Source organism: Maribacter spongiae, from assembly GCF_047345125.1.
In the GTDB taxonomy this organism is placed as follows: domain Bacteria; phylum Bacteroidota; class Bacteroidia; order Flavobacteriales; family Flavobacteriaceae; genus Maribacter.
Map to the genome: position 1 here is coordinate 89,790 of NZ_JBLFEQ010000001.1, position 25,383 is coordinate 115,172.

The window sequence follows — 25,383 nt, forward strand, 5'->3', positions numbered from 1 at the left end:
TTTGGGCGTTGGCCTCCGGTTGTTTTATATTTAATTAAGTATCTTGCTTTTTGAAAGTAAGGGCATCTAAACCCATTACCCTTTACATATAAAGAAGACCGTTGGACAAACCGTATTATGCCGTCATATTTACATCTACCCGTAAAGATGGGAATCACGATTACATGGCCATGGCACAGTTCATGGAAAAATTGGCCAAAGAACAACCTGGTTATTTGGGAATAGAAAGTGCCAGGGAAACCATCGGGATCACAGTGAGTTATTGGGAGAGTTTAGAGGCCATTGCGGCATGGAAACAGAATGCGGAACATCTGGTGGCCCAAAAAAGAGGAATCCGGGAATGGTATAAGGATTACACCGTAAGGATATGCCTTGTAGAACGGGAATATTCTTGGAGCGACTAATCTTTGTGCTGCTCCAATATTGCCATTCCTTTTTCGGTTGTAAAACTCGCTTAATCCCAGTATCTTCAAAAAGTCAATAAATCGTTTTGAGGGTTTTTAACCGGATACGGACAATAAACTTTTCCATGGGAACATACATTATCGCATTAGATCAGGGGACTACCAGTTCAAGGGCCTTACTTGTAGATGGACAAGGAAAAATGCAGGGTCTGGCACAACAGGAGTTTAAACAGTTATATCCCAAATCCGGATGGGTAGAGCACGATCCCATGGAAATTTTAGGAACACAACTTGGGGTATTAAAAAAACTGATCAAGGATAAGGACATTGCGTTAAAGGATATAAAAGCGATTGGGATAACCAATCAAAGGGAAACCACCGTTGTCTGGGACAAGATTACGGGCAAGCCCGTTTACAATGCGATCGTATGGCAGGATAAGCGTACCGCAGCTATCTGTGAGGACCTTAAAAGAAAAGGATTAACGGAACATGTTCGTAAAACAACGGGCTTGGTAATAGACTCCTATTTTTCCGGCACCAAGGTTAAATGGATATTGGATAATGTGTCCGGGGCACGTGCCAGGGCCGATCAAGGAACGTTATTGATGGGTACCATAGATTCTTGGCTGGTTTGGAATATGTCCGCCAACAAGAATCATGTTACGGACTACACCAATGCTTCCAGAACAATGATCTATGATATCGTAAACTTAAAATGGGACAAAAAAATGTTGGCCGCCTTGGACATCCCAAAAAGTATGTTGCCCATAGTAAGACCTTCCACCTATCATTTTGGGGAGTATGAGACCGAAGGGGTTAAAATTCCCATAACCGGTATTGCCGGAGATCAACAAGCTGCACTCTTTGGACAAGGTTGTTTTACCAAAGGCACCGCCAAAAATACCTATGGGACAGGTTGTTTCACGTTGATGAATACAGGGGAGGAGCCCCGGTTTTCTAAAAATGGACTTTTGACTACCATTGCCTATGGTCTGGACAGAAAGATACACTACGCTCTGGAAGGAAGCATTTTTATTGCCGGAGCAGCCATACAGTGGTTGCGGGACGGTTTGGAATTGATAAAAGATGCAAAAGAAACAGAGACACTTGCCAATTCACTGGAAGGCGAAAGTTCCGTTTATGTGGTCCCGGCCTTTGCCGGTTTAGGGGCACCGTATTGGGACATGTATGCCCGGGGCGCCATTTTTGGGCTAACACGGGATACGGGCAAGGCACATTTGGCCAAGGCCACCCTAGAATCCCTGGCCTATCGGACCAAAGATATTCTAAAGGCCATGGAGGAGGATAGTAGCATTCAAATGAAAAGCCTTCGTGTAGATGGTGGAGCCTGTGCCAATAACTACCTTATGCAGTTTCAGGCGGATATTCTGGATACGGAAGTACACAGGCCGGAAGTCATTGAATCTACTGCAATGGGTGCCGCATTTTTGGCGGGAATCCAAATTGGCCTATGGACACTCTCCGATATTGATCAAAACAGACTTATGGACCGTATCTTTAGTCCGACTTTTGATCGTATAAAAAGAAAAAGGCTTTATGGGAATTGGAAAAAAGCGGTAGAACGCACTAAAGGTTGGGAGGGGAATTAAGCTGTTTGTTAGCAAAAAGAAAACGACTCCCTTAAGGTTATGTGCGACGACTTTTTAAAAAAGAACCTGCCAAGGGCCGTCCTTTTTGCCATAACATTGAAATAGGTAATATAAATGATGCAAAATATAAGATTTTCAAATCAAGACAGGGCAGAAACCGTGTCCAGACTTACCAAAGAAGATTTTGACCTTATAGTTATCGGAGGAGGTATTACCGGTGCTGGCATTGCCCTTGATGCTGCTTCAAGAGGTTTAAAGGTGGCCTTGCTGGAAAAAAAAGACTTTGCTTCCGGCACCAGTAGTAAATCCACAAAATTGATCCATGGGGGGTTGAGGTATTTAAAACAATTTGATTTTTGGTTGGTAAAAGAAGTGGGTTCGGAACGATCTATTGTACATAAACTGGCACCCCATCTGGTGCTGCCGGAAAAGATGCTCTTGCCCCTGATCGAAAATGGTTCCTATGGAAAATGGCTGACATCCGTTGGGTTAAAGGTCTATGATATCCTGGCCCAGGTCACAGGGGATGATAAACGCCGGATGTTGGAAAAAAAGGAGGCCCTAAATTTAGAACCCCTACTTCCCAAAAAAATCTTGAAAGGAGCAGGTTATTATGCGGAGTACCGAACGGACGATGCCAGATTGACGATAGAGAATATAAAGACCAGCCTTCAATTTGGAACAATGGCACTCAACTACGCCACGGTGACTGGCTTTATGTATACCGATGAAAAAATTAACGGAGTCACGGTCAAGGATGAAATAACAGGGAAAGAATTCAGGGTCGATTCAAAATACGTGGTTAATGCGGCCGGTCCCTGGGTAGACGAGCTCAGAGGTATGGACAATTCAAAAAAAGGAAAACGGTTGCATTTGACGAAAGGCGTTCATTTGGTTTTTCCATATGAGAAACTTCCCGTAAAACAATCCGTTTATTTTGATATCCCGGACGGAAGGATGATGTTCGCCATTCCAAGGGGGAAAATCACCTACGTAGGTACAACGGATACAAACTATGACGATAATAAAAACGAGGTCCGTACAGATATGGCCGATGCCATTTATTTAATTTCGGCCGTAAATAATATGTTCCCGTCCATTAATTTGGAAATAGAGAACATTATTTCGTCTTGGGCAGGTCTCCGGCCGTTGATTCATGAAGAAGGCAAATCGGCCTCGGAAATGTCCAGAAAAGACGAAATCTTCACCTCGCATACAGGTCTTATAAGTATTGCCGGAGGAAAACTAACGGGCTATCGTAAAATGGCGGAACGGGTAGTTGATCGTATTTCCGAAAAAATAGAGGAGGACTTTGATTTTAAGACCAAAGATTGTAAAACAGATACGATTCCACTTTGCGGTAACGGATTTAAAAAATTCAAGCAAGTGAAGAAATATATTGCCGAAATCAACGATCGTATCCGTATGGATGGATTTACGGAGTATGATGCCCGGTTCCTGGTCACCAATTATGGAAAACAGACCGAGACCGTTCTGGAATACTATAAAAACCGAAAAGAAGAGGATCGTACCGTGCGGATGATCTTGGCCGAACTCCAATTTGGAATCGATTTTGAAATGGTGCAAAACCCAATGGATTTCTTTATCCGCAGAACGGGAAGATTATATTTTGATATTGATGCCGTTCGGAATTATATGGAACCGGTTTTAAACGAGTTTAAAAAAGCATATAAAACGGATGAGGCACAAATATTGTCCTGGAAAGGAGCGTTACATAGACAACTTCGGGAACATTCCCATTTTTCGTTGGAAAGAACTTAGATAAAAACAATGATCAATCCCATTGCAGCGGATTCCTCCTTAGGGCACAATCCATGTTTGGCCTTTCGCTTGGGTTATCCAGAAAAGCCTCGATTGTTTGAAAAAAACAAGGATTAAAAAGACTATGGCTTTCATTCTCGAATACAATTTCATAACCGTTTTTGAGATGTCTTAAGGACTCTTTTGCATTGCTTACAGGAGTAATTGGATCCAAACCCCCAGATGCCATTAAGGTAGGAACCTCCGATATTACGGCTTGGTTTTCAAAATCCGTAGCACGATAGGGGTGCCAACTTTCCAATATTCTGGTATCGGATCCAAAAAAAGCAGGTGCGACCCCAATTTCAGAATATTGTTCCAGGTTTTTTTCAAAATCGGTTTCATCATTAAAAGGGAGCTCCTCATAAGCGGTTACCGATAGGTACATTGGCATATTAACGAAGTTAAAGGTAAATGCTGCATTTTGTAATGCTTCAATAATAACATCCGTTTTACCATTTTCCAAAGCGGTTATAAATTTGGGAATAGCCGCTATCGTATTGCGATTATATAGGGATTGATGTAACAATAACAGTGCGTCCTGAGTGTTCAGCACAAATACGCTCCCCTTATAGTCAAAGGTTATGGGCTCGGCTTCCATATTTTTTAATGATCGTAGCAAACGATTTTTTAAATCGGGATACCGTTGGTTACAATCGCTATTCCCCTCACAACGCTCCAGTACGGAAAAAAGCGCATTTTCAAAATTCTGGGTGAAACTTTTATATAAATAGGATTCCGGGGCGAAGACGGAAAAGAGTATGGCACTTCTAACACGCTCAGGAAAATCCCGCATAATGGTCAGCCCCAATCTGGAACCATAGGAGCCTCCAAAAAGATTCCATTTTTTATATCCCAAGGCTTTTCGTAAAGCCTCAAAATCCGCTGCGTTCTCTCTACTGTTATAACCCGCTAAATCTACTTTGTTGTCTTTTATGGTTTGTTTGCACCTGGACAATGTAGTATGCAACGCTTTGAATTCATCGTCCGGATTAAAATCTTGTTGCAGAATGGTTATGAAGGTGTCACCGGAATCTTTGCAATTTGCTTCTGATGCGCCCGTTCCCCGCTGATCCATAAGTACAATGTCCCTGTCGTTCCTCAAAGGATGATTTTCCCAAAATCTTTCCATGAACAAAGTAGATCCCCCCGGCCCTCCCTGCAAATATAAAATGGGGGCTTTTCCGGCTTTTGGGTTTTTAGCCTTCAATACCGTATAGACCAGTTCGAGTGTACGGGATTTTGGATCGGTCCTGTTTTCCGGAACAGTTAAAATTCCGTTTATACGCTCATCTTCGGGAGGTATGGCGCAGGCACATAAAAAAAACACGACCAATAATAACTTAATCCTCATAGTAACAAATTGATGAACTCCAAGGTAGTAAATCTTTTCTCAGTCCAACTTTTCCGTCAACTTTTTAAATTCCTCTTTAGCATTTGCACCCTTATAAAGAATTTCATGAACCGTATCTATAATGGGGGTTTTGGATTTTTTTTTGTGCTTTTCATTGATAAGGAATGCGCTTTTGGTGGCATAATAACCTTCGGCCACCATACTCATTTCCATCATGGCACTTTTTACCGTATAGCCTTTCCCGATCATGGTCCCGAACATTCTGTTACGGCTAAAAGTAGAATATCCAGTTACCAACAGGTCCCCTAAATATGCCGAATTGTTGATATTGCGTTTCATATGGTGTACCCGTTTAATAAAACGCTTCATCTCGCGAATGGCATTGCTCATGAGTACACTTTGAAAATTGTCCCCGTATCTTAAACCATGTGCAATTCCTGCGGCGATAGCATAAATATTTTTAAGCATGGCCGCATACTCCGTACCAATGATGTCGTCCGATATCTTGGTTTTGATATAATCGTTTTGCAGTGCGTTTGCCACCATTTTGGCTTTTTTGGCATCGGCACAGGCAAGTGTTAGATAAGATAAACGTTCCAGTGCTACTTCCTCCGCATGGCAAGGCCCCGTAATCACCCCTATATTTTCAAATGAAATTTCATATTTGTCATGAAAATGTTCACCAACGATCAAGCCCGTTTCCGGAACGATCCCTTTAATGGCCGAGAAAACAGTTTTGCCCTTTAAAGACGTTGTCAGCTTTTGCAATTCACTATGTAAAAATGCGGACGGTATAGCAAATATTAATACATCGGCCTTTCTAATAGTATGATTGATATCACTGGACAAGTTCAACAACTCCGTATGGAATTCGACCGAGCTGAGGTAATTGGGATTGTGTTTATGGTCTTTGATATAAGCTATGGCATCCGCATTGCGCATATACCAATGGACCCTATGTTGATTCTCCGTTAACATTTTAACAATGGCCGTGGCCCAACTTCCCCCGCCAAGTACGGCAAAATTCATATCCTTCATCATACAGGTAAACTAACGCTGTAAAATTACCAAATAATAAGTTCGTGTTAACTACTGATAATCAGTATGATAAAAATTTGGCATAGAGCTTGTTTTATACAAACTGAACCAAAAAGACCATAGGATATGAAATCATTAAAATTATTTTTCGGGCCTGTTTTAGCTGCTATGCTTCTTGCATCCTGTTATGCCGAGGTGATTATAGAGGATGAATTTATAGAGGAATCCGCTTTTAATACCGCCCGAGTTTTACAAGCCTATGATTTGTGGTACGTGGATATTAATGAGACCGAGGGGAATGGTGAAGTTCCCTTTTTACAACGGGCCTTTACAGTCTCCTTTAATAGCGGAACTTTATACGCCAACAACAATATTGTGGGAATAGGTAAAACGGGGAACGGATTAGGTATTGATGTGGGGTATTATGATACATTAAGAGGGACCATAGAGATCGATCATGATGTGGATGGAAAATGGTTGTTGGAAGTTTATGCCATAAATGGGGCTACCATTGAGCTGCGCGATACCCGTTCCAATACCTCTTATTTTTTAAAGGGATACCAACGTAACAATTTTGATTACGATCAGGTTTTTTATGACAACATTAATTATTTTATACAGGAATATGATGCTTGGGAGAAAATCTACACCAGTGAAACAGGTGTTTTAAATGATTTTGATGATGAGAATTTTCTCCAATTTCACCCTTCTTTTTTTAGATCTTCCGTAGATGTCCCGGGAACCGCATTAAATGAACTGCAATGGGATTTTGAAGGGAATTACCAGGTATATGATGTGGCCAATGATGACAGCTTGAAGACCCTTACATTGGATTACGATTTCTTTGATAACGAATATTTTGAATTATACGTCATTAATGACAATACCATCGAGTTGTTCCACCCGGATAGTGAGACGGTTTATGAGTTTAAAGGAAGGGGCTACCAACAATATTTAAAATCGGGAAAAGGTACCGTGGATAAAAAGAGAACAAAATCTGCCAACCCAATTATGAAAATAGAAAGGCGACGTAAAAAATAGAAAATTTTTGGTTGGTTATTTAGTTATGGACTCCCTCAAACTTTGAGGGAGTCTTTATTTCCATTGGATCGGTTCACTAGGATATATTATTCTAAAAAAGAAACTTCAGGATTAAAAGAACCATTTTTTGCCATATCCTTAATAATCAAACCGTTTAAGGGTTGTCACGGAATAAAATGCTATTTTTGCGCCCTTAAAATCCAAAGGTGTGCGCAAGTATTTTAATTTATTCGATTTTAAACAAAAAGTAGATTATAAGACCGAGATACTTTCCGGCCTTACGGTAGCTTTGGCCTTGGTGCCGGAAGCGATAGCCTTTGCTCTAATTCCGGGCTTCTCGCCCTTAACGGGACTCTATGCCGCCTTTGTATTGGCCTTGATCACATCTATTTTAGGTGGGCGTCCAGGAATGATTTCAGGGGCAACGGGAGCGGTAGCGGTAATTTTTGTTGGGTTGATTTTAGAACTTAAACGCAATTTTCCCGGTATTGAACCCGAGACCATATTGCATTATGTTTTTGCTACTGTTATTGTTGCCGGTATATTGCAGATACTGGCGGGCATACTCCGTTTGGGAAAGTTTATTCGATTGGTGCCACATCCTGTAATGTTCGGTTTTGTGAACGGATTGGCCATTATCATTTTTATGGCCCAATTTCCTAACTTTTATCAAAAGGGGACGAATGAGCTGTTGAGTGGAAGTCCGTTTTTCATTATGTTGGGATTAACGCTATTGACCATGTTGATTATTTGGGGCCTCCCTAAATTGACCAAGGCCGTACCTTCTTCCCTGGTCGCTATCATTATTGTATCGGCCATTGTTTTGGGCTTTGGCATAGATACGCTTACCGTTGCGGACACTATGCGGGAAGGAGAAAGTATAAAAGGCGGTTTTCCGCCCCTGTCCCTTCCTCAGATACCGGTTACGTTAGAAACCTTGAAGATTATTTTCCCCTATGCCGCCATTGTAGCCGGGGTAGGATTAATAGAGAGTCTTTTGACCTTGAATATCATAGATGAGATTACGGATACCCGGGGGAGCGGCAATAAGGAATGTGTTGCGCAGGGAACGGCCAATATTCTTTCGGGATTTTTATCGGGAATGGGCGGATGTGCCATGATCGGACAGAGTTTGATCAATACGTCCTCTGGAGCCAGGGCGCGACTTTCCGGGATCACGGCCGCCATAATGCTCCTGGTCTTTATCATGTTCGGGAGTAGTTTAATAGAACGGTTGCCCATGGCCGCATTGGTGGGACTGATGTTCATGGTGGCTATTGGAACGTTTGAATGGGCCAGTTTTAAAACGTTTGGTAAAATGCCAAAATCGGATGTGGTGGTAATGGTATTGGTGACTTTGATTACCGCAGTGACCCATAACCTGGCAGTTGCGGTATTGTTAGGGGTCGTTATCTCCGCATTGGCCTATTCCTGGGAAAACGCAAAACGGATACGGGCTAGAAAGAGCGTTGATGACAAGGGAATTAAACACTATGAAATTTATGGCCCGTTGTTTTTTGGCTCTACCACATTGTTCGGGGAAAAATTTGATGTACAAAACGATCCCGATGAGATTATAATCGATTTTAAGGAAAGTCGTATAGCGGATATGTCCGGTATCGAGGCCCTCAACAAAATAACGGGGCGTTATGCCAAAGTTGGAAAAAAGGTACATTTAAGGCATTTGAGCAAGGATTGTGTACGTTTGTTGAAAGATGCGGATGATATTATAGATGTAAATGTTATGGAAGATCCTACCTACAAGGTAGTGGTGGACAAAGTCCGAAAAAAGAAAGAAGAAGAGGGCAAAAACCCTTTTAACCTTTGGGGGCTTTGATTTTATCCGGCAAAAACTGGATTACACCATAAACTTGGCATAGAGCAGCCCAAAAATAAAGAAGATAATAATTACACTAATTAAGGTAATGCCCAAGTTAAAGATCATATCTTTTTTGGCCCGGGCAATGATTTTATCACGAATTACTTTTTGTTGGAATACAGTAAGTTCCTTGGATTGAAGCTTGGTTTCACCCGTGTAACCTTCATAGGTTTTGCGAAGCTCTTTAAAAGTTCGCCGCTTTTTTAGCAAATTCCTATTCGCTTTAATGACCTTCATTGGCTCTCCACTATATCCCATTATATTCCCTTTGTTTATGGGTAGCGGGAATAGTAAAAATGTTACAAAACCTATTGGGACCCAATAGGGATTATGGGGTTTAATTTTAATTGTACTTATCCAAAAACGATTGAAGTAATCGGAGAGTTGTTGAAGTTCCCCCTGCCAAATCGAGAAATTTTATAGTATGATAAGTTGTCGGGAATAGGTTAACATTCACCCGAAACAGGATCGCAACTGTCACCTTCCCTTATGGTTTGAACGGAGGATACCTGTGCAAATACATCTAAAAACACATCCGGTGACTGGGCACCGCTAATACCGTATTTATCGTTTATGATAAAAAAAGGAACGCCCGTAACACCACGTTGTCGGTAATGTGCAATTTCCTGCTTTACCGTATAGGCAATGTTTTCGTCCGCGATAATACCGGATGTTTTTTCGGCATCCCATCCAAATTCGTTCATAATCGTATGGAGAACGGTCGTGTCGTTCAAATGCAGGTTTTCGTCAAAATAAGCTTTTAAGAAACGTTCTTTTAATGTGCTTTTAAAACCTTCTTCACCGGCCACATGGAGTAATTGGTGTAATGGCAGGGTATTTACGGCAAGCCATTTCTCCCCAAAATTAAAGGTAATGCCTTCATCCGTTCCTGCTTCAATAAGGCGTTCTGTCATTTCGTGTATGCGTTCCAGATTGCCAAATTTGTTGGTGAGATAGGTGTTTCTATCGAGGCCTTCCGCAGGAATGTTGGAATCCAGTTGATACGGATGCCACGTTACGGAAACATGGGTTCCTTTCCACTTTTTTATGGCCGCCTCCAATCTACGTTTTCCGACATAACACCAAGGGCATGCCACGTCCGAGACAATAGCTACTTTTATCGTTTCTTTCTGCATCGCAAAATAAGGTTTACCGTTTGTTTCCGTTTGGTCGTAAAAGATAACGAAAACCTAATTTGAAACAAGGTTGTTTTCTCCTTGAAAAGATTGTTTTTTGAAATCGTTTAGGCAAAGAAGAAACTATTTTATTTGAATGTAATGATAGAATGGCCCGAAACGACTAATAACAGAATAACTTGTTGACCGTGAAAAAAAGAAAGATTAAAGTAGGGGATGTGCTGTTTGTCATTTTTGTGGCCTTGTTGATCATTCCGCAGACCAGAACCCCTATTCAGGTAGCGATCAACAGTGTAAAAGTGCAGCTGTTTACCCCGTCTGCCTTGGATATGGAAGACCGGACTCAATTAGAACCTTTTACATATAGGCTGACCTCTTTGAAAGGTACTCCAAGCCCTGTAGAGATAGGAAGGGGAGAAGTTACATTTCTCAGTTATTGGGCAACCTGGTGTCCGCCCTGTATTGCGGAACTTCCAAGCATCCAAAAATTATATGCAGATTATGGCGATAAAATAAACTTTGTCCTTATCACAAATGAGAATCCTAAAATAATCCAAGAATTTTTGGAGGAGAAACAATATGATATTCCCGTAGTCTTACCGCAAATGGAAACACCCAAAGTACTCTCTGAGCGTAGCATCCCTACCAATTATATAATTGATAAAGCAGGACAGATTATTGTAAAAGAACAAGGTGCCGCGGACTGGAACAGCGAAAAGGTTCGGGGAATTTTGGACAAATTAATTGGGGGGGAGTTTTGACCAGGTTAAAAAACGTTAGAATAAGACATAATAAAACCCGGCTTGTTTTAAGGGCCGGGCTTCTTTTTGTATTTCTTGGGAAGTAAGCAATTTACTTTTAACAAACGTATACGTTGCTATAGGATACGTAAATATTCCGCAACATTTCGTGCTTCTTCTTCGCTAAGGTTTTGGTTGAGCATTATAGCGTTATTATATTCCTTTAATAAAGCCTTGGCAATGGGATCTTCTTTTAACATACCATCGGGATTAAGAATCATATTCATGACCCATTCCGGGCTTCTACGTTCATAAACACCTTTTAAGGCCGGTCCGATCATACGTTGCTCCGCCATATGGCAGGCAGTACAGATGGTTTGGAATTTTGCTTCCCCGGCGGTCACCATTTCCTGGTCGATATCATCGGCGAACTCAACATTTTTTATTGGTCCAACACCTTTGTTGTTCAAGTCTACCGGAACACCTTCAGAGGTTTTTACCGATTTGACCTCTTTTTTGGTGCGGTTCATTTCAAAACCTTCTTTCTTTTCTTCTTTTTTTTCACCACAGCTGACCATTATGGCGCTAAAGACTAATAAAGTGAGCAATTTTCGCATTTCTAGCCGAATTTTATCTATTGAATATTAAAAACGTTGTAAATACGAAGATAGGGATTTTTATTGGGCGATATGTGTTTTGAGATTGTACCGGTTCATTGATTTTTGTGATAATATTGATAGATGGTCAATTTTTTATAGCTAGTGGGAATAGCGAATGAACACGAAAAAGGAGGAACTAAAATGCGGTCAAAAAACATTTTTTAGAGTCCGGCGAAAAACTCCACGGCCCTTTGTTCTGTATATGTAAAACCATTTGGGCCATAAAAACCTACATGGCCTCCGTATTCGGGAATTTCCAAAAATACACTTTTGCTGCGTCTGGCTTCTTCAACGGGATAACAGGCTTCTCCGAGAAATGAATCGTTTTGGGCATTCACTATGAGCGTAGGCACGGTTATAGAGGCTAAAAATTGAAGGCTGCTACATTGCGCATAATAGTCCATGGCATCCGCATATCCATGTGCTTTGCTAGTATAGATATCGTCAAAATCCTTTAGGGTCTTTACCCGGGCTATATCGGCATTCGAAATAAGGTCTGGGAAAACTTTTTGTTTGGCCCTTAATTTTTCCAAAAGATTTTTTTTGAAACGTATAGCATATAAGATATTCTTAAAGGATAACAATTGTGTTAGGGAATCGGCCAATTGGCAGGGAACGGAAATGGCCATGGCACCTTTTAATTGTTGGGGAACGGGATTTCCTTCCCCCAGATATTTTAATAACAGATTACCGCCCAGGCTAAAACCCTTCAAGTAGATTTCATTATATTCTTTTGTATGTACGATATGATGCAAAACAGACCGTAAGTCTTTTGTAGCCCCGGAATGATAGGAGTGGTATTTAAGGTTGGGCTCCCCGCTACATCCCCTAAAATTTACCGCACATACATCATGGCCGGACCGGGCAAGTATCTTGGCACTCCCCAACATATAAGACCGTTGTGCATTACCCTCCAATCCATGTAACAGTACGGTGGCTTTGGAAGCCTTCCTAGAGCTAAAACTCCAATCCAGATTTAGAAAATCACCATCAGGAAGGTTGATTCTCTCCCTTTTTTGATATACTCCTTTTACTTTGCGGATCGTTCCGGAATAAATGGTAGAAAAATGAGGCTGCTTAAAAAAATAAGGTGGATCGTAATTAGAGGTGAGCAGGGGCATATAGCTTATTTGAGGTGTGTATTATTGAGCATAGTCCATACCCATCTAAAATTTCGTCGCTATAAGTTTATCATGGGTTCTTTGCGACAAAAAAATCAGGGTTCGCAATCACTTAGGATAGGTATCCAATACTTTGACTTGGGCTTCGATCGCTTCTTTAAACTCTATTTTTAAATTGGAAACCAATGTTGAGACGGGCATGGAATCATCGACTAAGGCCGAACCCTGTCCGGCGGACCAAATGGTTTTCCATGCTTTAGCTTCGGTATCCAGCTCTTTTCCAAAATCTACTTTGGTATTTTTCTTCAAATCTTCCTCGGTAAGCCCTGCCGCTTTTAGGCTCGCGCCCAAAAAATTGGCATGTACGCCGGAAATTGCGGCCGTATAGACCACATCACTGGTTCCCGCATCTATAATCATCTTGCGATATTCCAATTCGGCCTTGCTTTCTTCGGTATTGATAAAACGTGTACCCATATAGGCCATATCCGCTCCCATCTGCAAGGCAGCGGCAATATCCCTTCCCGTACTGATGCATCCCGAAAGAACAATGGTCTTGTGGAAGAATTTTTTGATTTCCCCTACCAGGGCCATTGGGTTAATGGTCCCTGCATGCCCCCCGGCTCCGGCAGCAACTAGAATAAGCCCGTCCACACCGGCGGCAGCGGCCTTTTCCGCATGGCGTTTTTTGATAATATCGTGAAAAACGATCCCACCGTAGCTATGTATGGCATCCACTACACGGGAAACTGCACCCAAAGAGGTAATAATGATCGGCACCTTATGTTTTATGCACAGTTTAATGTCTGCCTCTAACCTTGGGTTCGTTGGATGTACAATAAGGTTTACCCCAAAAGGGGCCGCCTTTTTACCCGTCTCATTTTCAAAACTGTCCAATTCTTCCTTTATCTGTACGAGCCATTCCTCAAAGCCCTGGCTCGTGCGTTGGTTCAATGCGGGAAAGGTGCCTACAATGCCATTTTTACAGCATTCCACCACCAATTCCGGCCCCGAAATAAGAAACATGGGAGCTGCAATGGCGGGTAGGGAAAGTTCTTTGATAAAAGCAGGTTTGCTAGACATAATCTTACATTATTGGATTTCTAAAATTAACAATAAAATCAGGAGCTTTCCGCCCCGGTTTTTCAAAACTATGGTATTTTTACATTTATTATGCATGCATAAGAAAAAAATAAGATGTATTTAAAGGAATTTGAGATTAGATGGAGTGACGTGGATGCCAATCGCCATCTGGCCAATTCGGCCTATTTAAACTTTATGAGCCATACACGAATGGCTTATTTAATGCGATTGGGATTTGACCATAATACAATGGCCCATCATAACATTGGCCCCGTGGTCTTTTATGAGCATATGTACTATTTTAAAGAAGCTTTTCCCGGGCGCCCTATACAAGTATCCATGGAGGTGATGGGAATGAGCGAGGATGGAAAATTCTTTGAGTTTCACCATAATTTCTACAATCACAAAGGGGAAAACCTTGCCCATTGTGAAATGATGGGAGCTTGGATGGATTTGAAGACGCGTAAACTAACAAGTCTTACCGGCGAATTTTTAGAAGCGTTCAACAAGGCTGAAAAGGGAGCAGGTTTTAAAGTATTGACCAAAGAAGATACGAGAAAATTTGCTAAAATCCCGAAAGATTTAGTTCGCTAACTTCTAAAGATAAATGAAATCCCATAGTACATTTAGGTGCATATACGCTTCTGGAAATTACGATTTTTTAGGTCTCCTGCTAGCCAAATAAACACCTAAAAAGACCAAACAGGCCCCTGCTATTTTTACGATCGTTAAATTGTCCCGGCCTGTACCTATGGCATACATAATACCGACCAAGGGTTGTACATACATAAAAACACTTAAAGTAGAGGCCTTTAACTGTGTTAGGGCAAAGATGTTAAAGAGGTATGTACAAAAGGTTGTACCTACAATAACAAAGATGATGGGCCAAATAGCCTCAAAAGGGAGTGTAGACCAAGCAATTTGGCTAAATTCATCATAACCAAAGGGAAGGCATATGAATATACCCAACGTAAAAAGCCACTTCATAAAAGTAAGCGGGTTGTATTTACTGAGCAAGGCCTTGACTACAATAAGGTAAGAACCGTAAAAAACAGAGTTCATTAGAATAAAAATATTTCCCAAGGGAATGTTGGGAGCGTCCTGACGTACTTCGGAACTAAAGAGAATTAGTCCCAAAGCACCCAAAAGACCAATACCTATCCCCCAAAATTTTTGTGCCCCTATTTTTTCCTTGATGACCAAGGCGGAAAGAATCAACACGATTATGGGGGTCGTGGTAATTAAAACGGCACTGTTTATAGGGGTCGACAAAGCCAATCCTTTAAAAAAGACCAGCATATTAAAACCCATACCCAATATTGCGGCAAGACATAGACGGGGATAGTCTTTTTTATCTATTTTTTCTTTGGGGCCGAATAAGGAAGCTATCCAAAAAAGAAAAGCGGCACCGACTACCCTTAAAACAATAAAACCAAAGGGCTGTATATAGGTGGGCATAACACCTTTGGCAATGGTATGGTTAAGCCCATATATGGTGGTGGCCCCTAAAGCGGCACCTATGGCCAAGATCCTTTTGTTCACAGGCGAATGGCTTCTTTGGCTGTTGCTACCGTTTTTTTGCTGTTTCCAATAAATATTTTATCGTCAACTATGATTACCGGGCGTTTTAAAAATGTGTAGTGGTCCAAAATCAGGTTTTTATAATCCGTTTCCCCTAATTCTTGGTTGTTCAGCCCACGTTGACGAAAAAGCATGGCCCTTCTGCTAAACAAGGATTCATAACTGTCGGTCAAACTGCGCATTTCCTCCAATTGGTTTTCTGTGACATTTTCCGATTTTATATCCTGAAGTCCAAAACCCTCCAATGGTTGTAGTTCCTTGATTATTTTTTGACAGGTATTGCAGCTGCTCAGGTGGTATATTTTTTTCATGCGTATCGATTATTTATAAAAGACAAAGAAACCTAAATCCGATTAAACGACTAAGGCCTATGGTGTTAATTCTTGAGAAACCCATTACCATTTTTACGCATCGTGGAGGTTATTTCAGGGTTTCGGAACAGGTTAGGATTTTACTTGAAACATCAAATAGGACCATATCTCCTTAAAAGGTAAGGTCAATACAATGGGGCCGTCTGCATAAGAGGCAATTTCATAAGGTTTATAGAACAGCTGTAACCCTTCCTGGGTATATCCTATGTTTTCGGGAAGGTAGAACGAGTCCGTTTCAAACATAAACCCTGTACTGTTAATGGACGATCCTTGTGGGACGTGTTCCTGGGAACGGAATTTTACTTCGGCGAATGCCGTAAAATCACCCTCGTTAACAAAAAGCTCTTTGTTTTCCAGTTCTATGCCTTTTTCCTTATCAAAGTTTAAGAATCGCACAGAACTATACCCATGGGCACCGCCCGTAAAGAGATAGGAATCCAAACGAACGGTCAATAATCGTTCATTTTCATATGCTATGTACCCGTTAATGTTCGCTTCCCATGGCGTAGCCGCTTCCGCATATTTTAGTTTCAGTTCATCATATCCCTTTAAAAAAGAATTTATGGCCATATCAATATCCATGGTTTCGGTATTCTCGTCAAAATTCAGTAGATAAATAATCTCTTCCTTGATAGCTGCATTAATGGTCCTATCGATTTTCGATTTATTCAATGCCTCTGGAATAGAAATGGTAACGGTGGCACAGGTTGCGCAAGCTTTTTTTTCAAAAGAAATATAGTCGAACGTAAGTTTACCTTCTTTTCCGCAACCAAACCAAAAGAATAGGGAGAAACTGTATAAAATGATTTTTTTCATGAAATCACCAACTTTAAACGTAAAAGTAAGGCTTCATTCCAATCTCTAAAGAATAACGATATGTTTATGCGAATAATTTTGGATATGAACGGAAAAAAGAGGTGTAATGGATGCTTTGTCGGATTGAATGTGGATGTGCTATAGATGAGCTTATTACGGATATGGAACAGGTCGTAGGGTAATCCAATATTTTTACTATCATTTTAAAGGGAAGCCTGCTTTTTTTTCATAAAAATCAAAATAATGTAGATAAAATCATAATTATTGGCAAATTGAAAAAAAACAACCTTAAAAATTACAGCAATAGCATATTTTTGCCAAAATATTTTTAATTCGATAATTTAAAAATACGAACAAGCCTTATGGACGAAAAAATCAAAGGATTTATGGATGAGGTAAAGACCAGAAATGGTCATGAACCCGAATTCATTCAAGCAGTACAGGAAGTAGCGGAAACCGTTATCCCATATATTATAAAGAACGATATATACCACGGTAAAAATATATTGTTACGAATGGTAGAGCCGGAACGGTTGATATCATTTAGGGTGGCCTGGGTCGATGACGATGGAGAGATCCATGTAAATCGCGGTTATCGTATTCAGATGAACTCGGCCATAGGACCTTATAAGGGAGGGTTGCGCTTTCACCCCACCGTAAATGCCAGTGTCCTAAAATTCCTGGCTTTTGAGCAGGTCTTTAAAAATAGTTTGACCACCTTGCCCATGGGCGGTGGTAAAGGAGGTTCCGATTTTGATCCTAAGGGGAAATCGGATGATGAGGTGATGCGTTTTTGTCATGCCTTTATGTTGGAATTGAACAGACATATTGGACCAAATACAGATGTTCCTGCCGGAGATATCGGTGTGGGTGCCAGAGAGATCGGTTTCCTTTTTGGAATGTACAAAAAAATACGAAACGAATTTACCGGGGTACTTACCGGAAAAGGGCGTTCCTGGGGGGGTTCCCTAATTAGACCGGAGGCTACAGGATATGGCACCGTTTATTTTGCGGATAGCATGTTAAAGACCAAAGGCGAATCTTTCAAGGGCAAGAATGTTGTAATTTCCGGTTCCGGTAATGTTGCACAATATGCTGCGGAAAAAGTATTGCAGTTGGGGGGGAAAGTATTGACCCTTTCGGATTCCGGTGGATATATTTATGATAAGGATGGCATAAATGAGGATAAGTTGGCCTTTGTCATGGATTTGAAAAATAGCCGTCGCGGACGTATTTCGGAATATGTGGATAACTATCCATCGGCTGAATTCCATAAAGGAAAAACACCATGGGAAGTTTCCTGTGACGCCGCGTTACCGTGCGCTACACAGAATGAACTGAACGGAGACGATGCCGAAATCTTGATCAAGAATGGTTGTGCTTGTGTTGCCGAAGGTGCCAATATGCCCTCAACACCAGAGGCCATCCATGCTTTTCACGAAGCCAAAGTTCTTTTTGCGCCCGGTAAGGCCTCCAATGCAGGTGGTGTTGCCACTTCTGGTCTGGAAATGTCACAGAACTCGTTGCGTATTAGTTGGACAAGGGAAGAAGTGGATGAACGATTAAAGGGCATTATGGAAGATATTCACGATTCCTGTATAGCATACGGCAAAGAAGAGGATGGGTATTGTAATTATGTAAAAGGGGCTAATATCGCCGGTTTTGTTAAAGTAGCGGATGCGATGCTGGCGCAAGGCGTTATATAGGAACCCATCATAATAAACAAAGGATAGACCCGCCAGGTTTTTTTAAATCTAGCGGGTCTTTTTCATATCGGCTTACCTGCTGCCACCACATACGGCCACTGTCCACTGTTATCGCCCACTACTAACTGTTACTGCCTATTGAAAACTTTTGTAACCTTTATCTTTGCCCAAACCCAACATTTCAGATGCAAATAACCACCAAGGCCATAGTCCTTTCCTCGATAAAATATGGAGATACCAGTCTTATTGTAAGGGCATTTACAGCTTCGGACGGTCTAAAGTCATATTTGATCAAGGGAATTTTGACTTCTAAAAAGGGGAGATTAAAATCGGCTTATTTTCTGCCCCTGTCCCAGTTGGAACTTGTAGCGAACCATCGTAATAAAGGGACTCTGGAAAGTATCCGTGAGGCCAAGGTCCATTATCATTACCAGACTTTACATACGGATATTACTAAAAATGCGATGATTCTTTTTTTGGCCGAAATGTTGGGGAACAGCGTTCATGAAGAAGAGGCCAATCCTGCCTTATATCAATTTTTAGAGGCAACCTTACAGTGGTTGGACACCCATAATGAGATTGCCAATTTCCATCTCTATTTTCTGCTTTCCTTGACCAGGTATCTGGGGTTTTATCCTGATACCGATCAAATGGAAGCTGGTTTTTTTGACCTTTTGGAAGGGGAGTTTACCAACGCACCTTCTCTTAATCCAATGATTGCCGGTGAAAACCTGCTGTACTTTAAATCTTTTTTAGGCACAAATTTTGATGCAATACATCGGATAAAGATGAAAAAAACCAACCGTCAGGAGTTGTTGAAATCCCTTGTGGTCTATTTTGAATTACATTTGCAAGGGTTCAGAAAACCTAGGTCGCTTGCCGTTTTAAATGAAGTTTTTAGTTAGTATGCATAAAATAGTTTTCATTTGTTTACTGCTTTTTGCATCGGTCATATGGTCTCAAAAAGTACAGGTTCTTGATGTGGACACACGAGAGCCCGTTACCAATGTGGCCATTTTTAACAAGGACAAATCCAAAATAGCCCTGACTGATTTTGATGGAATTTTTGATATAGCTCAATTTACCGATAATGAACGCTTGAATTTTAAGCATATCAGTTACGAAGTCAAAAAAATGACCAAATCCCAAATCCGTAAGCAAGGCCAAAAAGTCTTTTTGATACTGAGGCCGGAAGAGTTGGATGAGGTGGTGATGTCCGTTTCCAAATGGGAGCAACAGAAAAAGGATATTCCCAATAAGATAGTTTCCATTGATGCACGATCCATTGCCTTTGCCACCCCCCAAACTTCGGCGGATGTATTGCAACAGAGTGGAAAGGTGTTTGTGCAAAAGAGCCAGTTAGGAGGAGGAAGCCCTATAATTAGGGGTTTTGCAACAAATAGGCTGGTGCTTTCCGTAGACGGAATAAGAATGAACAACGCCATTTTTAGAGGTGGGAACATTCAGAATATTATTTCTATAGACCCCTTTACCATTCGAAATACGGAGGTCATTTTTGGCCCTGGATCGGTCATTTATGGTAGTGACGCTATTGGTGGGGTAATGAACTTTTATACAAAGTCACCCTTACTTTCCCAGAATGATAGCATTCAGATATTGGGCAATGCCAATTATAGATATGCCTCGGCAAATAATGAGAACACGTTCCACGCAGCTATCAATCTTGGAAATCGGCATTGGGCGTCGTTAACAAGTTTTACATATAACAGTTTTCAGGATTTGAAGATGGGAACACACGGCCCCGATTCGTATCTAAGAAATTCATTTGCGGCCCGATCCAACGGCGAGGATGTACTCATTGCCAATGAAAACCCTAAAAAACAGGTTGCTACAGGATATGATCAGGTGAATTTTATGCAGAAGATATTGTTCAAGCCTAATGTTGATTGGAATGCCAAGTTAGGACTGTATTACTCGGAAACATCGGATTATGACAGGTACGACCGATTGATTCGCCCTTCCGATGATGGTGACGGACTTCGTTCGGCAGAATGGTTTTACGGTCCCCAAAAATGGCTTATGGCAAATCTGCAGATCAATAAAAAGGGGAACGGCAAATTTTATGATCGCGTAAAGATTACATCGGCCTATCAATATTTTCAAGAAAGTAGGAATAGCAGGAATTTTGGGGAAATAGAGTTGAACACTACGGAGGAAAAAGTAGATGCCATAAATCTTAATGTGGATTTTGAAAATAAGGGCATAGGGAAATTAAGATTGTATTATGGTACGGAGTATATCTTTAATAAAGTGTATTCGGACGGTGCAAATATCAATATTGAAACAGTACAAAAATCCGATGCCCCATCCCGTTACCCAGATGGTGCTACATGGAAAAGTCTGGCTGGGTATTTTAATGGGGAATATAAAGCAAAACCCAATTTTACGATATTGTCCGGTCTGCGCTATAGTCATGTATGGATAGGTGCCATGCTCGACAGAACGTTCTATGATTTTCCTTTTGAAACAGCGGATTTAAGTACCGGGGCCCTTACAGGTAGCTTAGGGTTCAGTTGGTTTCCAAAGAAAGACCTGCAGGTTACCTTTAATGGATCTACAGGTTTTAGAGCACCGAATATTGATGATGTAGGTAAAATTTTTGATTCCGAACCGGGTTCGGTCGTAGTGCCGAATGCCAATTTGGAACCTGAATATGCATACAACGTAGAAATGGGGGTGCGAAAAAACTTTAAGGACAAAGTGGTCTTAAAAGGGGCCGCGTACTATACCTATTTAGTGGATGCCTTGGTGCGCAGGGATTTTGAAATCAATGGAATGTCCCAGATTGTATATCGTGGGGAACTTAGTAATGTTCAGGCCATTCAAAATGCGGCTAGGGCCTATGTATATGGTCTAGAATTTGGGCTCGATGTTTTTTTTGATGATCATTGGTCGTTTTCCTCCAATCTAACACTTACGGAAGGAACCGAGGAAGAAATAGATGGGACGGATACACCGGCCAGACATGTGGCACCTACTTTTGCGGATGCCCATATTATCTGGAAAAACCAAAGGTTGAAAATGGATTTCTTTTTGAACTATAATGGAAAAATTTCCTTTGACGATCTGGCCGTTTCGGAACGTTCCAAGCCCTACATCTATACACCGGATGCCAATGGAAACCCCTATTCACCATCATGGTATACGTTAAACCTTAGGACGCAATATGAATTTTCCAATAGATTAAAAACCTCTTTAGGCCTGGAGAATATTACCGATCAAAGATACCGCACGTATTCTTCTGGAATTGCTGCCCCCGGGAGCAACCTTGTCATAGGGTTTGGGTATCAGTTTTAAATACGAATTATATTGTCTAGCTTTAATAAACCCCCCGGCTGCCCTATTTCGTTTTATTGCCCTTAGGGAGAAGATTAAACCATAAAGATAGTTTTGAGCGGATAAAACGTATGAACCCTATATTGGTCCAGTGTTTATATCACGTTGTTTAAGGAGATGATTACATTATGGACACAAGTAATGTATATATTTCCCTTGGTAGTATTTTTAAGTGCATTTCATTGATTTTAATAACCTATGGTTAAATCTAAATTTTATAATTTTGCAGCCGTAAAACCCAGAACCGTAAGCATTTCATATGAAGTTCGCAGAATATAAAGGATTGGATTTGCCCAAGGTAGCCAAAGAGATTCTCAACTACTGGAAAGAACAGGCTATTTTTGACAAGAGTATTTCCTCCAGGGAGGGCAAGGATAGCTATGTCTTTTTTGAAGGACCGCCATCTGCCAATGGAATGCCGGGTATTCATCATGTAATGGCCCGTACTATCAAGGATATTTTTCCCAGGTACAAGACCATGAAGGGATATCAGGTAAAACGTAAGGCAGGTTGGGATACCCACGGCCTTCCGATTGAACTTGGCGTTGAAAAGGAATTGGGAATCACCAAAGAGGACATTGGAACAAAAATATCCGTAGAGGAATATAATGCGGCCTGTAAAAAAGCGGTCATGCGTTATACGGATGTTTGGAACGCCATGACCGAACAGGTGGGTTATTGGGTAGATATGGACAATCCCTATATAACGTACAAGCCCAAGTACATGGAATCCGTTTGGTGGTTGTTAAAGCAGATTTATGACAAGGGACTGATCTATAAAGGATATACCATTCAACCGTATTCCCCTAAAGCCGGAACGGGATTAAGCTCCCATGAATTAAACCAACCGGGAACCTATCAAGATGTTACGGATACCACGGTTACTGCCCAGTTTAAGGCTGTAGACGAAACCCTGCCCGATTTTCTGCAAAAAGGAGAAGGAGGAACGACTTATTTTTTGGCATGGACAACGACCCCTTGGACGCTTCCATCGAATACCGCATTGACCGTTGGTCCAAAAATTGAATACGTATTGGTAAGTACTTTTAATCAATACACTTTTGAACCGATCCAGGTAATCTTGGCCAAGCCATTGGTCAATAAGCAGTTTTCGGGGAAATTCTTTGAAGCTGAAAATGAAGCGGATTTCACAAACTTCAAATCGGGCGATAAGAAAATCCCATACCGGATATTGGCAGAAGCAAAAGGGGCCGATTTGGTCGGAATCCGTTATGAACAACTTATCGATTACGTACAGCCCTATCAAAATCCCGAAAATGCCTTTAGGGTAATAGCAGGGGATTTTGTAACTACCGAAGATGGTACGGGAATCGTACATACCGCCCCTACTTTTGGTGCGGACGATGCCTTAGTGGCAAAACAAGCCTCACCGGAAGTGCCGCCCATGCTGGTTTTGGATGAAAATAACAATCCGGTTCCGTTGGTAGACCTTCAGGGAAAGTTCAGGGCGGAAATGAAGGAGTTTGGAGGCAAATATGTGAAGAATGAGTATTATGAAGATGGCGAAGCTCCCGAAAGATCGGTAGATATTGAAATTGCCATCAAATTAAAAGAAGAAAACAAAGCCTTTAAGGTAGAGAAATACATACACAGTTATCCCAACTGTTGGCGTACGGACAAGCCCATTCTGTATTACCCCTTGGATTCCTGGTTTATAAAGGTGACGGACATTAAAGACAGGATGTTCGAATTGAACCAGACCATTAATTGGAAACCAAAAGCAACGGGAGAAGGTAGGTTTGGCAACTGGTTGGCCAATGCGAATGACTGGAATTTATCGCGTTCCAGATATTGGGGAATACCCTTGCCTATCTGGAGAACGGAAGATGGTACAGAACAGCTTATGATCGGGTCCGTGGCCGAACTGAAGGCAGAAATGGAAAAAGCAATGGTCGCCGGAGTCTTGGAGAAGGATATTTTCGGGGATTTTGTTATTGGGGATATGTCCGAGACCAACTACGATAAAATAGATTTGCATAAGAACATTGTTGATCAGATCATATTGATTTCCCCTTCCGGGAAACCCATGAAACGCGAAAGCGATTTGATAGATGTTTGGTTCGATAGCGGTTCCATGCCCTATGCGCAATGGCATTATCCTTTTGAAAATGCCGATCTCATAGATAACGGGGAAACGTTCCCGGCCGATTTTATCGCCGAAGGCGTAGATCAGACCCGTGGCTGGTTTTACACCCTGCATGCTATAGGGACCATGGTATTCGACTCCGTAGCCTATAAAAATGTAGTTTCCAACGGATTGGTACTGGACAAGGATGGCAAGAAGATGTCCAAGCGTTTGGGCAACGCCGTTGATCCTTTTGAAACCATGAACGAACACGGGGCAGATGCCACGCGTTGGTATATGATCAGCAATGCCAATCCCTGGGACAACTTAAAGTTTGATCCTGAGGGTATTATTGAAGTTAAAAGAAAGTTCTTTGGAACGTTGTACAATACATATTCCTTTTTTGCATTGTACGCCAACATCGATAATTTTCATTATGGCGAAGCGGAGATTCCGGTTTTGGAACGCCCTGAAATAGATCGGTGGATTTTATCGGAATTGAATTCATTGATCAAAACAGTGGATGAAGCCTATGCGGATTATGAGCCAACAAGGGCTACCCGGGCCATTTCAGATTATGTTCAGGAGAATCTGAGCAACTGGTACGTGCGTTTGTGCAGAAGACGTTTTTGGAAGGGAGATTACGAAAAGGATAAAGTTTCGGCCTACCAGACCCTGTACACTTGTTTGGAAACCATTGCCAAACTGTCCGCACCCGTCGCACCTTTCTTTATGGATCAATTGTACAAGGATTTGAATGCCGCCACCAAAAAAGATCCATTTGAAAGTGTTCACTTGGCGGATTTTCCCGTTTCCAACGAAAGCTTGATAGATAAGGGCTTGGAATCCAAAATGAACAAGGCCCAGATTATTTCATCCCTGGTATTGTCCATTCGTCAAAAAGAAAAAATAAAAGTAAGGCAACCTTTGCAGAGGATAATGATACCCGTTTTAGATGAAACGGACAAAGCGGATATTTTAGCGGTTTCAGAATTGATAAAATCCGAGGTGAACGTAAAGGAAATACAACTTTTGGACGATGCTTCCGGTATTTTGGTAAAACGCATTAAACCCAATTTTAAGACATTGGGGCCAAAATTCGGAAAAGATATGAAGCAGATCGCAGGGGCGGTAAATGCATTTTCTCAAGAAGAAATCCAAAAAATTGAACAAGAAGGCGAAATATCCGTTCAAATAGAAAATAAAAATATTAAATTACAGTTTCAGGATGTAGAGATAAGTTCTCAGGATATTGAAGGTTGGTTGGTGGCCGTTTCCGGTAAGCTTACCGTAGCACTGGATATTACGATCAATGAGGACTTAAGAAAAGAAGGTATTGCCAGGGAATTGGTGAATAGGATACAAAACCTAAGAAAGGAATCCGGGTTTGAAGTGACTGATAAGATAGACATTAAAATGCTCAAGGATGGTTTTGTGGAAAAAGCGGTGACGAGTAATTTAGCGTATATTAAGACCGAAACCTTGACCGCCGAACTGGATTTTGAAGAAAAATTGGAAAAAGGCACCGAAGTGGCCTTTGACGAAGTGAATACAAAATTATTGATCGAAAAACATTAAAA

The 25,383-nt window shown here is 41.3% G+C and carries 21 protein-coding genes; 11 read left to right on the forward strand and 10 right to left on the reverse strand.

All coding sequences use genetic code 11. The features are described 5' to 3' along the window. Positions 1 to 101 precede the first annotated feature (101 nt). The 3 genes from ACKWB9_RS00445 (at position 102) to ACKWB9_RS00455 (ending at position 3,796) form a co-directional block, all read left to right on the forward strand. Positions 102 to 404, forward strand: a complete 303-nt coding sequence (locus ACKWB9_RS00445) for an antibiotic biosynthesis monooxygenase family protein (protein WP_414001003.1) — start codon at positions 102 to 104, stop codon at positions 402 to 404. 125 nt (positions 405 to 529) lie between these two features. Continuing rightward, positions 530 to 2,014, forward strand: a complete 1,485-nt coding sequence (glpK, locus tag ACKWB9_RS00450) for a glycerol kinase GlpK (protein WP_414001004.1) — start codon at positions 530 to 532, stop codon at positions 2,012 to 2,014. A 114-nt stretch (positions 2,015 to 2,128) separates the two neighbouring features. Continuing rightward, complete coding sequence (locus ACKWB9_RS00455) at positions 2,129 to 3,796, forward strand: glycerol-3-phosphate dehydrogenase/oxidase (protein WP_414001005.1); 1,668 nt, start codon at positions 2,129 to 2,131, stop codon at positions 3,794 to 3,796. 13 nt (positions 3,797 to 3,809) lie between these two features. On the opposite strand, the gene ACKWB9_RS00460 is transcribed toward ACKWB9_RS00455, so the two are convergent. After that, a complete protein-coding gene (locus tag ACKWB9_RS00460) occupies positions 3,810 to 5,189 on the reverse strand; it encodes an alpha/beta hydrolase (RefSeq protein WP_414001006.1) in 1,380 nt (459 codons plus the stop codon). 39 nt (positions 5,190 to 5,228) lie between these two features. Further along, positions 5,229 to 6,230, reverse strand: coding sequence for an NAD(P)H-dependent glycerol-3-phosphate dehydrogenase (locus tag ACKWB9_RS00465; protein WP_414001007.1), 1,002 nt, complete (start codon positions 6,228 to 6,230; stop codon positions 5,229 to 5,231). 123 nt (positions 6,231 to 6,353) lie between these two features. Between ACKWB9_RS00465 and ACKWB9_RS00470 the strand changes: the two genes are divergently transcribed. Continuing rightward, positions 6,354 to 7,268, forward strand: a complete 915-nt coding sequence (locus ACKWB9_RS00470; RefSeq protein WP_414001008.1) for a nicotinic acid mononucleotide adenyltransferase — start codon at positions 6,354 to 6,356, stop codon at positions 7,266 to 7,268. 208 nt (positions 7,269 to 7,476) lie between these two features. After that, on the forward strand, positions 7,477 to 9,105 hold the full coding sequence (locus ACKWB9_RS00475; RefSeq protein ID WP_414001009.1) for a SulP family inorganic anion transporter: 1,629 nt from the start codon (positions 7,477 to 7,479) through the stop codon (positions 9,103 to 9,105). 21 nt (positions 9,106 to 9,126) lie between these two features. On the opposite strand, the gene ACKWB9_RS00480 is transcribed toward ACKWB9_RS00475, so the two are convergent. Both ACKWB9_RS00480 and ACKWB9_RS00485 read right to left on the reverse strand, forming a co-directional pair. Continuing rightward, a complete protein-coding gene (locus ACKWB9_RS00480; RefSeq protein WP_414001010.1) occupies positions 9,127 to 9,405 on the reverse strand; it encodes a hypothetical protein in 279 nt (92 codons plus the stop codon). A gap of 188 nt (positions 9,406 to 9,593) precedes the next feature. After that, entirely contained in the window at positions 9,594 to 10,283 is a 690-nt protein-coding gene (locus tag ACKWB9_RS00485; RefSeq protein WP_414001011.1) for a DsbA family oxidoreductase, read from the reverse strand. A gap of 188 nt (positions 10,284 to 10,471) precedes the next feature. Here ACKWB9_RS00485 and ACKWB9_RS00490 point away from each other — a divergent pair, with 188 nt between their 5' ends. Continuing rightward, positions 10,472 to 11,044, forward strand: coding sequence for a redoxin family protein (locus ACKWB9_RS00490; protein ID WP_414001012.1), 573 nt, complete (start codon positions 10,472 to 10,474; stop codon positions 11,042 to 11,044). Positions 11,045 to 11,160: 116 nt separating this feature from the next. On the opposite strand, the gene ACKWB9_RS00495 is transcribed toward ACKWB9_RS00490, so the two are convergent. The 3 genes from ACKWB9_RS00495 to ACKWB9_RS00505 all read right to left on the reverse strand — a co-directional run bounded on the left by ACKWB9_RS00495 (position 11,161) and on the right by ACKWB9_RS00505 (position 13,886). After that, positions 11,161 to 11,640: a c-type cytochrome gene (locus ACKWB9_RS00495; protein WP_414001013.1), complete on the reverse strand. Its 480-nt coding sequence runs from the start codon at positions 11,638 to 11,640 to the stop codon at positions 11,161 to 11,163. 203 nt (positions 11,641 to 11,843) lie between these two features. Further along, the gene (locus ACKWB9_RS00500) at positions 11,844 to 12,803 is read right to left on the reverse strand and encodes a YheT family hydrolase (RefSeq protein ID WP_414001014.1); all 960 of its coding nucleotides are present in this window, start codon (positions 12,801 to 12,803) and stop codon (positions 11,844 to 11,846) included. 108 nt (positions 12,804 to 12,911) lie between these two features. After that, positions 12,912 to 13,886, reverse strand: coding sequence for an NAD(P)H-dependent flavin oxidoreductase (locus ACKWB9_RS00505; RefSeq protein ID WP_414001015.1), 975 nt, complete (start codon positions 13,884 to 13,886; stop codon positions 12,912 to 12,914). A 114-nt stretch (positions 13,887 to 14,000) separates the two neighbouring features. Here ACKWB9_RS00505 and ACKWB9_RS00510 point away from each other — a divergent pair, with 114 nt between their 5' ends. Further along, complete coding sequence (locus ACKWB9_RS00510; protein WP_414001016.1) at positions 14,001 to 14,480, forward strand: acyl-CoA thioesterase; 480 nt, start codon at positions 14,001 to 14,003, stop codon at positions 14,478 to 14,480. A 57-nt stretch (positions 14,481 to 14,537) separates the two neighbouring features. Here ACKWB9_RS00510 and ACKWB9_RS00515 read toward each other — a convergent pair whose 3' ends face one another. From ACKWB9_RS00515 to ACKWB9_RS00525, 3 genes are all read right to left on the reverse strand, one after another. Next, positions 14,538 to 15,428: a DMT family transporter gene (locus ACKWB9_RS00515; RefSeq protein WP_414001017.1), complete on the reverse strand. Its 891-nt coding sequence runs from the start codon at positions 15,426 to 15,428 to the stop codon at positions 14,538 to 14,540. Further along, on the reverse strand, positions 15,425 to 15,778 hold the full coding sequence (locus tag ACKWB9_RS00520) for an arsenate reductase family protein (RefSeq protein ID WP_414001018.1): 354 nt from the start codon (positions 15,776 to 15,778) through the stop codon (positions 15,425 to 15,427). The genes ACKWB9_RS00515 and ACKWB9_RS00520 overlap by 4 nt, the downstream gene beginning before the upstream one ends. Before the next feature lie 132 nt (positions 15,779 to 15,910). Further along, a complete protein-coding gene (locus tag ACKWB9_RS00525) occupies positions 15,911 to 16,654 on the reverse strand; it encodes a DUF3298 and DUF4163 domain-containing protein (RefSeq protein ID WP_414001019.1) in 744 nt (247 codons plus the stop codon). A 362-nt stretch (positions 16,655 to 17,016) separates the two neighbouring features. Between ACKWB9_RS00525 and gdhA the strand changes: the two genes are divergently transcribed. From gdhA to ileS, 4 genes are all read left to right on the forward strand, one after another. Next, the gene (gene gdhA, locus ACKWB9_RS00530) at positions 17,017 to 18,360 is read left to right on the forward strand and encodes an NADP-specific glutamate dehydrogenase (RefSeq protein WP_414001020.1); all 1,344 of its coding nucleotides are present in this window, start codon (positions 17,017 to 17,019) and stop codon (positions 18,358 to 18,360) included. 185 nt (positions 18,361 to 18,545) lie between these two features. Then, on the forward strand, positions 18,546 to 19,265 hold the full coding sequence (gene recO / locus ACKWB9_RS00535) for a DNA repair protein RecO (protein WP_414001021.1): 720 nt from the start codon (positions 18,546 to 18,548) through the stop codon (positions 19,263 to 19,265). Position 19,266: 1 nt separating this feature from the next. After that, positions 19,267 to 21,678, forward strand: coding sequence for a TonB-dependent receptor (locus ACKWB9_RS00540; protein ID WP_414001022.1), 2,412 nt, complete (start codon positions 19,267 to 19,269; stop codon positions 21,676 to 21,678). Positions 21,679 to 21,976: 298 nt separating this feature from the next. Then, positions 21,977 to 25,381: an isoleucine--tRNA ligase gene (gene ileS / locus ACKWB9_RS00545; RefSeq protein WP_414001023.1), complete on the forward strand. Its 3,405-nt coding sequence runs from the start codon at positions 21,977 to 21,979 to the stop codon at positions 25,379 to 25,381. The last annotated feature ends 2 nt before the right edge of the window (positions 25,382 to 25,383 follow it).

Coding starts and splice junctions, on each gene's coding strand:
- glpK (WP_414001004.1), top strand. CDS start 530: ATGGGAACATACATTATCGCATTAGATCAGGGGACTACCAGTTCAAGG.
- ACKWB9_RS00455 (WP_414001005.1), top strand. CDS start 2,129: ATGATGCAAAATATAAGATTTTCAAATCAAGACAGGGCAGAAACCGTG.
- ACKWB9_RS00460 (WP_414001006.1), bottom strand. CDS start 5,189: ATGAGGATTAAGTTATTATTGGTCGTGTTTTTTTTATGTGCCTGCGCC.
- ACKWB9_RS00465 (WP_414001007.1), bottom strand. CDS start 6,230: ATGATGAAGGATATGAATTTTGCCGTACTTGGCGGGGGAAGTTGGGCC.
- ACKWB9_RS00470 (WP_414001008.1), top strand. CDS start 6,354: ATGAAATCATTAAAATTATTTTTCGGGCCTGTTTTAGCTGCTATGCTT.
- ACKWB9_RS00480 (WP_414001010.1), bottom strand. CDS start 9,405: ATGGGATATAGTGGAGAGCCAATGAAGGTCATTAAAGCGAATAGGAAT.
- ACKWB9_RS00485 (WP_414001011.1), bottom strand. CDS start 10,283: ATGCAGAAAGAAACGATAAAAGTAGCTATTGTCTCGGACGTGGCATGC.
- ACKWB9_RS00495 (WP_414001013.1), bottom strand. CDS start 11,640: ATGCGAAAATTGCTCACTTTATTAGTCTTTAGCGCCATAATGGTCAGC.
- ACKWB9_RS00500 (WP_414001014.1), bottom strand. CDS start 12,803: ATGCCCCTGCTCACCTCTAATTACGATCCACCTTATTTTTTTAAGCAG.
- ACKWB9_RS00505 (WP_414001015.1), bottom strand. CDS start 13,886: ATGTCTAGCAAACCTGCTTTTATCAAAGAACTTTCCCTACCCGCCATT.
- ACKWB9_RS00510 (WP_414001016.1), top strand. CDS start 14,001: ATGTATTTAAAGGAATTTGAGATTAGATGGAGTGACGTGGATGCCAAT.
- ACKWB9_RS00520 (WP_414001018.1), bottom strand. CDS start 15,778: ATGAAAAAAATATACCACCTGAGCAGCTGCAATACCTGTCAAAAAATA.
- ACKWB9_RS00525 (WP_414001019.1), bottom strand. CDS start 16,654: ATGAAAAAAATCATTTTATACAGTTTCTCCCTATTCTTTTGGTTTGGT.
- gdhA (WP_414001020.1), top strand. CDS start 17,017: ATGGACGAAAAAATCAAAGGATTTATGGATGAGGTAAAGACCAGAAAT.
- recO (WP_414001021.1), top strand. CDS start 18,546: ATGCAAATAACCACCAAGGCCATAGTCCTTTCCTCGATAAAATATGGA.
- ACKWB9_RS00540 (WP_414001022.1), top strand. CDS start 19,267: ATGCATAAAATAGTTTTCATTTGTTTACTGCTTTTTGCATCGGTCATA.
- ileS (WP_414001023.1), top strand. CDS start 21,977: ATGAAGTTCGCAGAATATAAAGGATTGGATTTGCCCAAGGTAGCCAAA.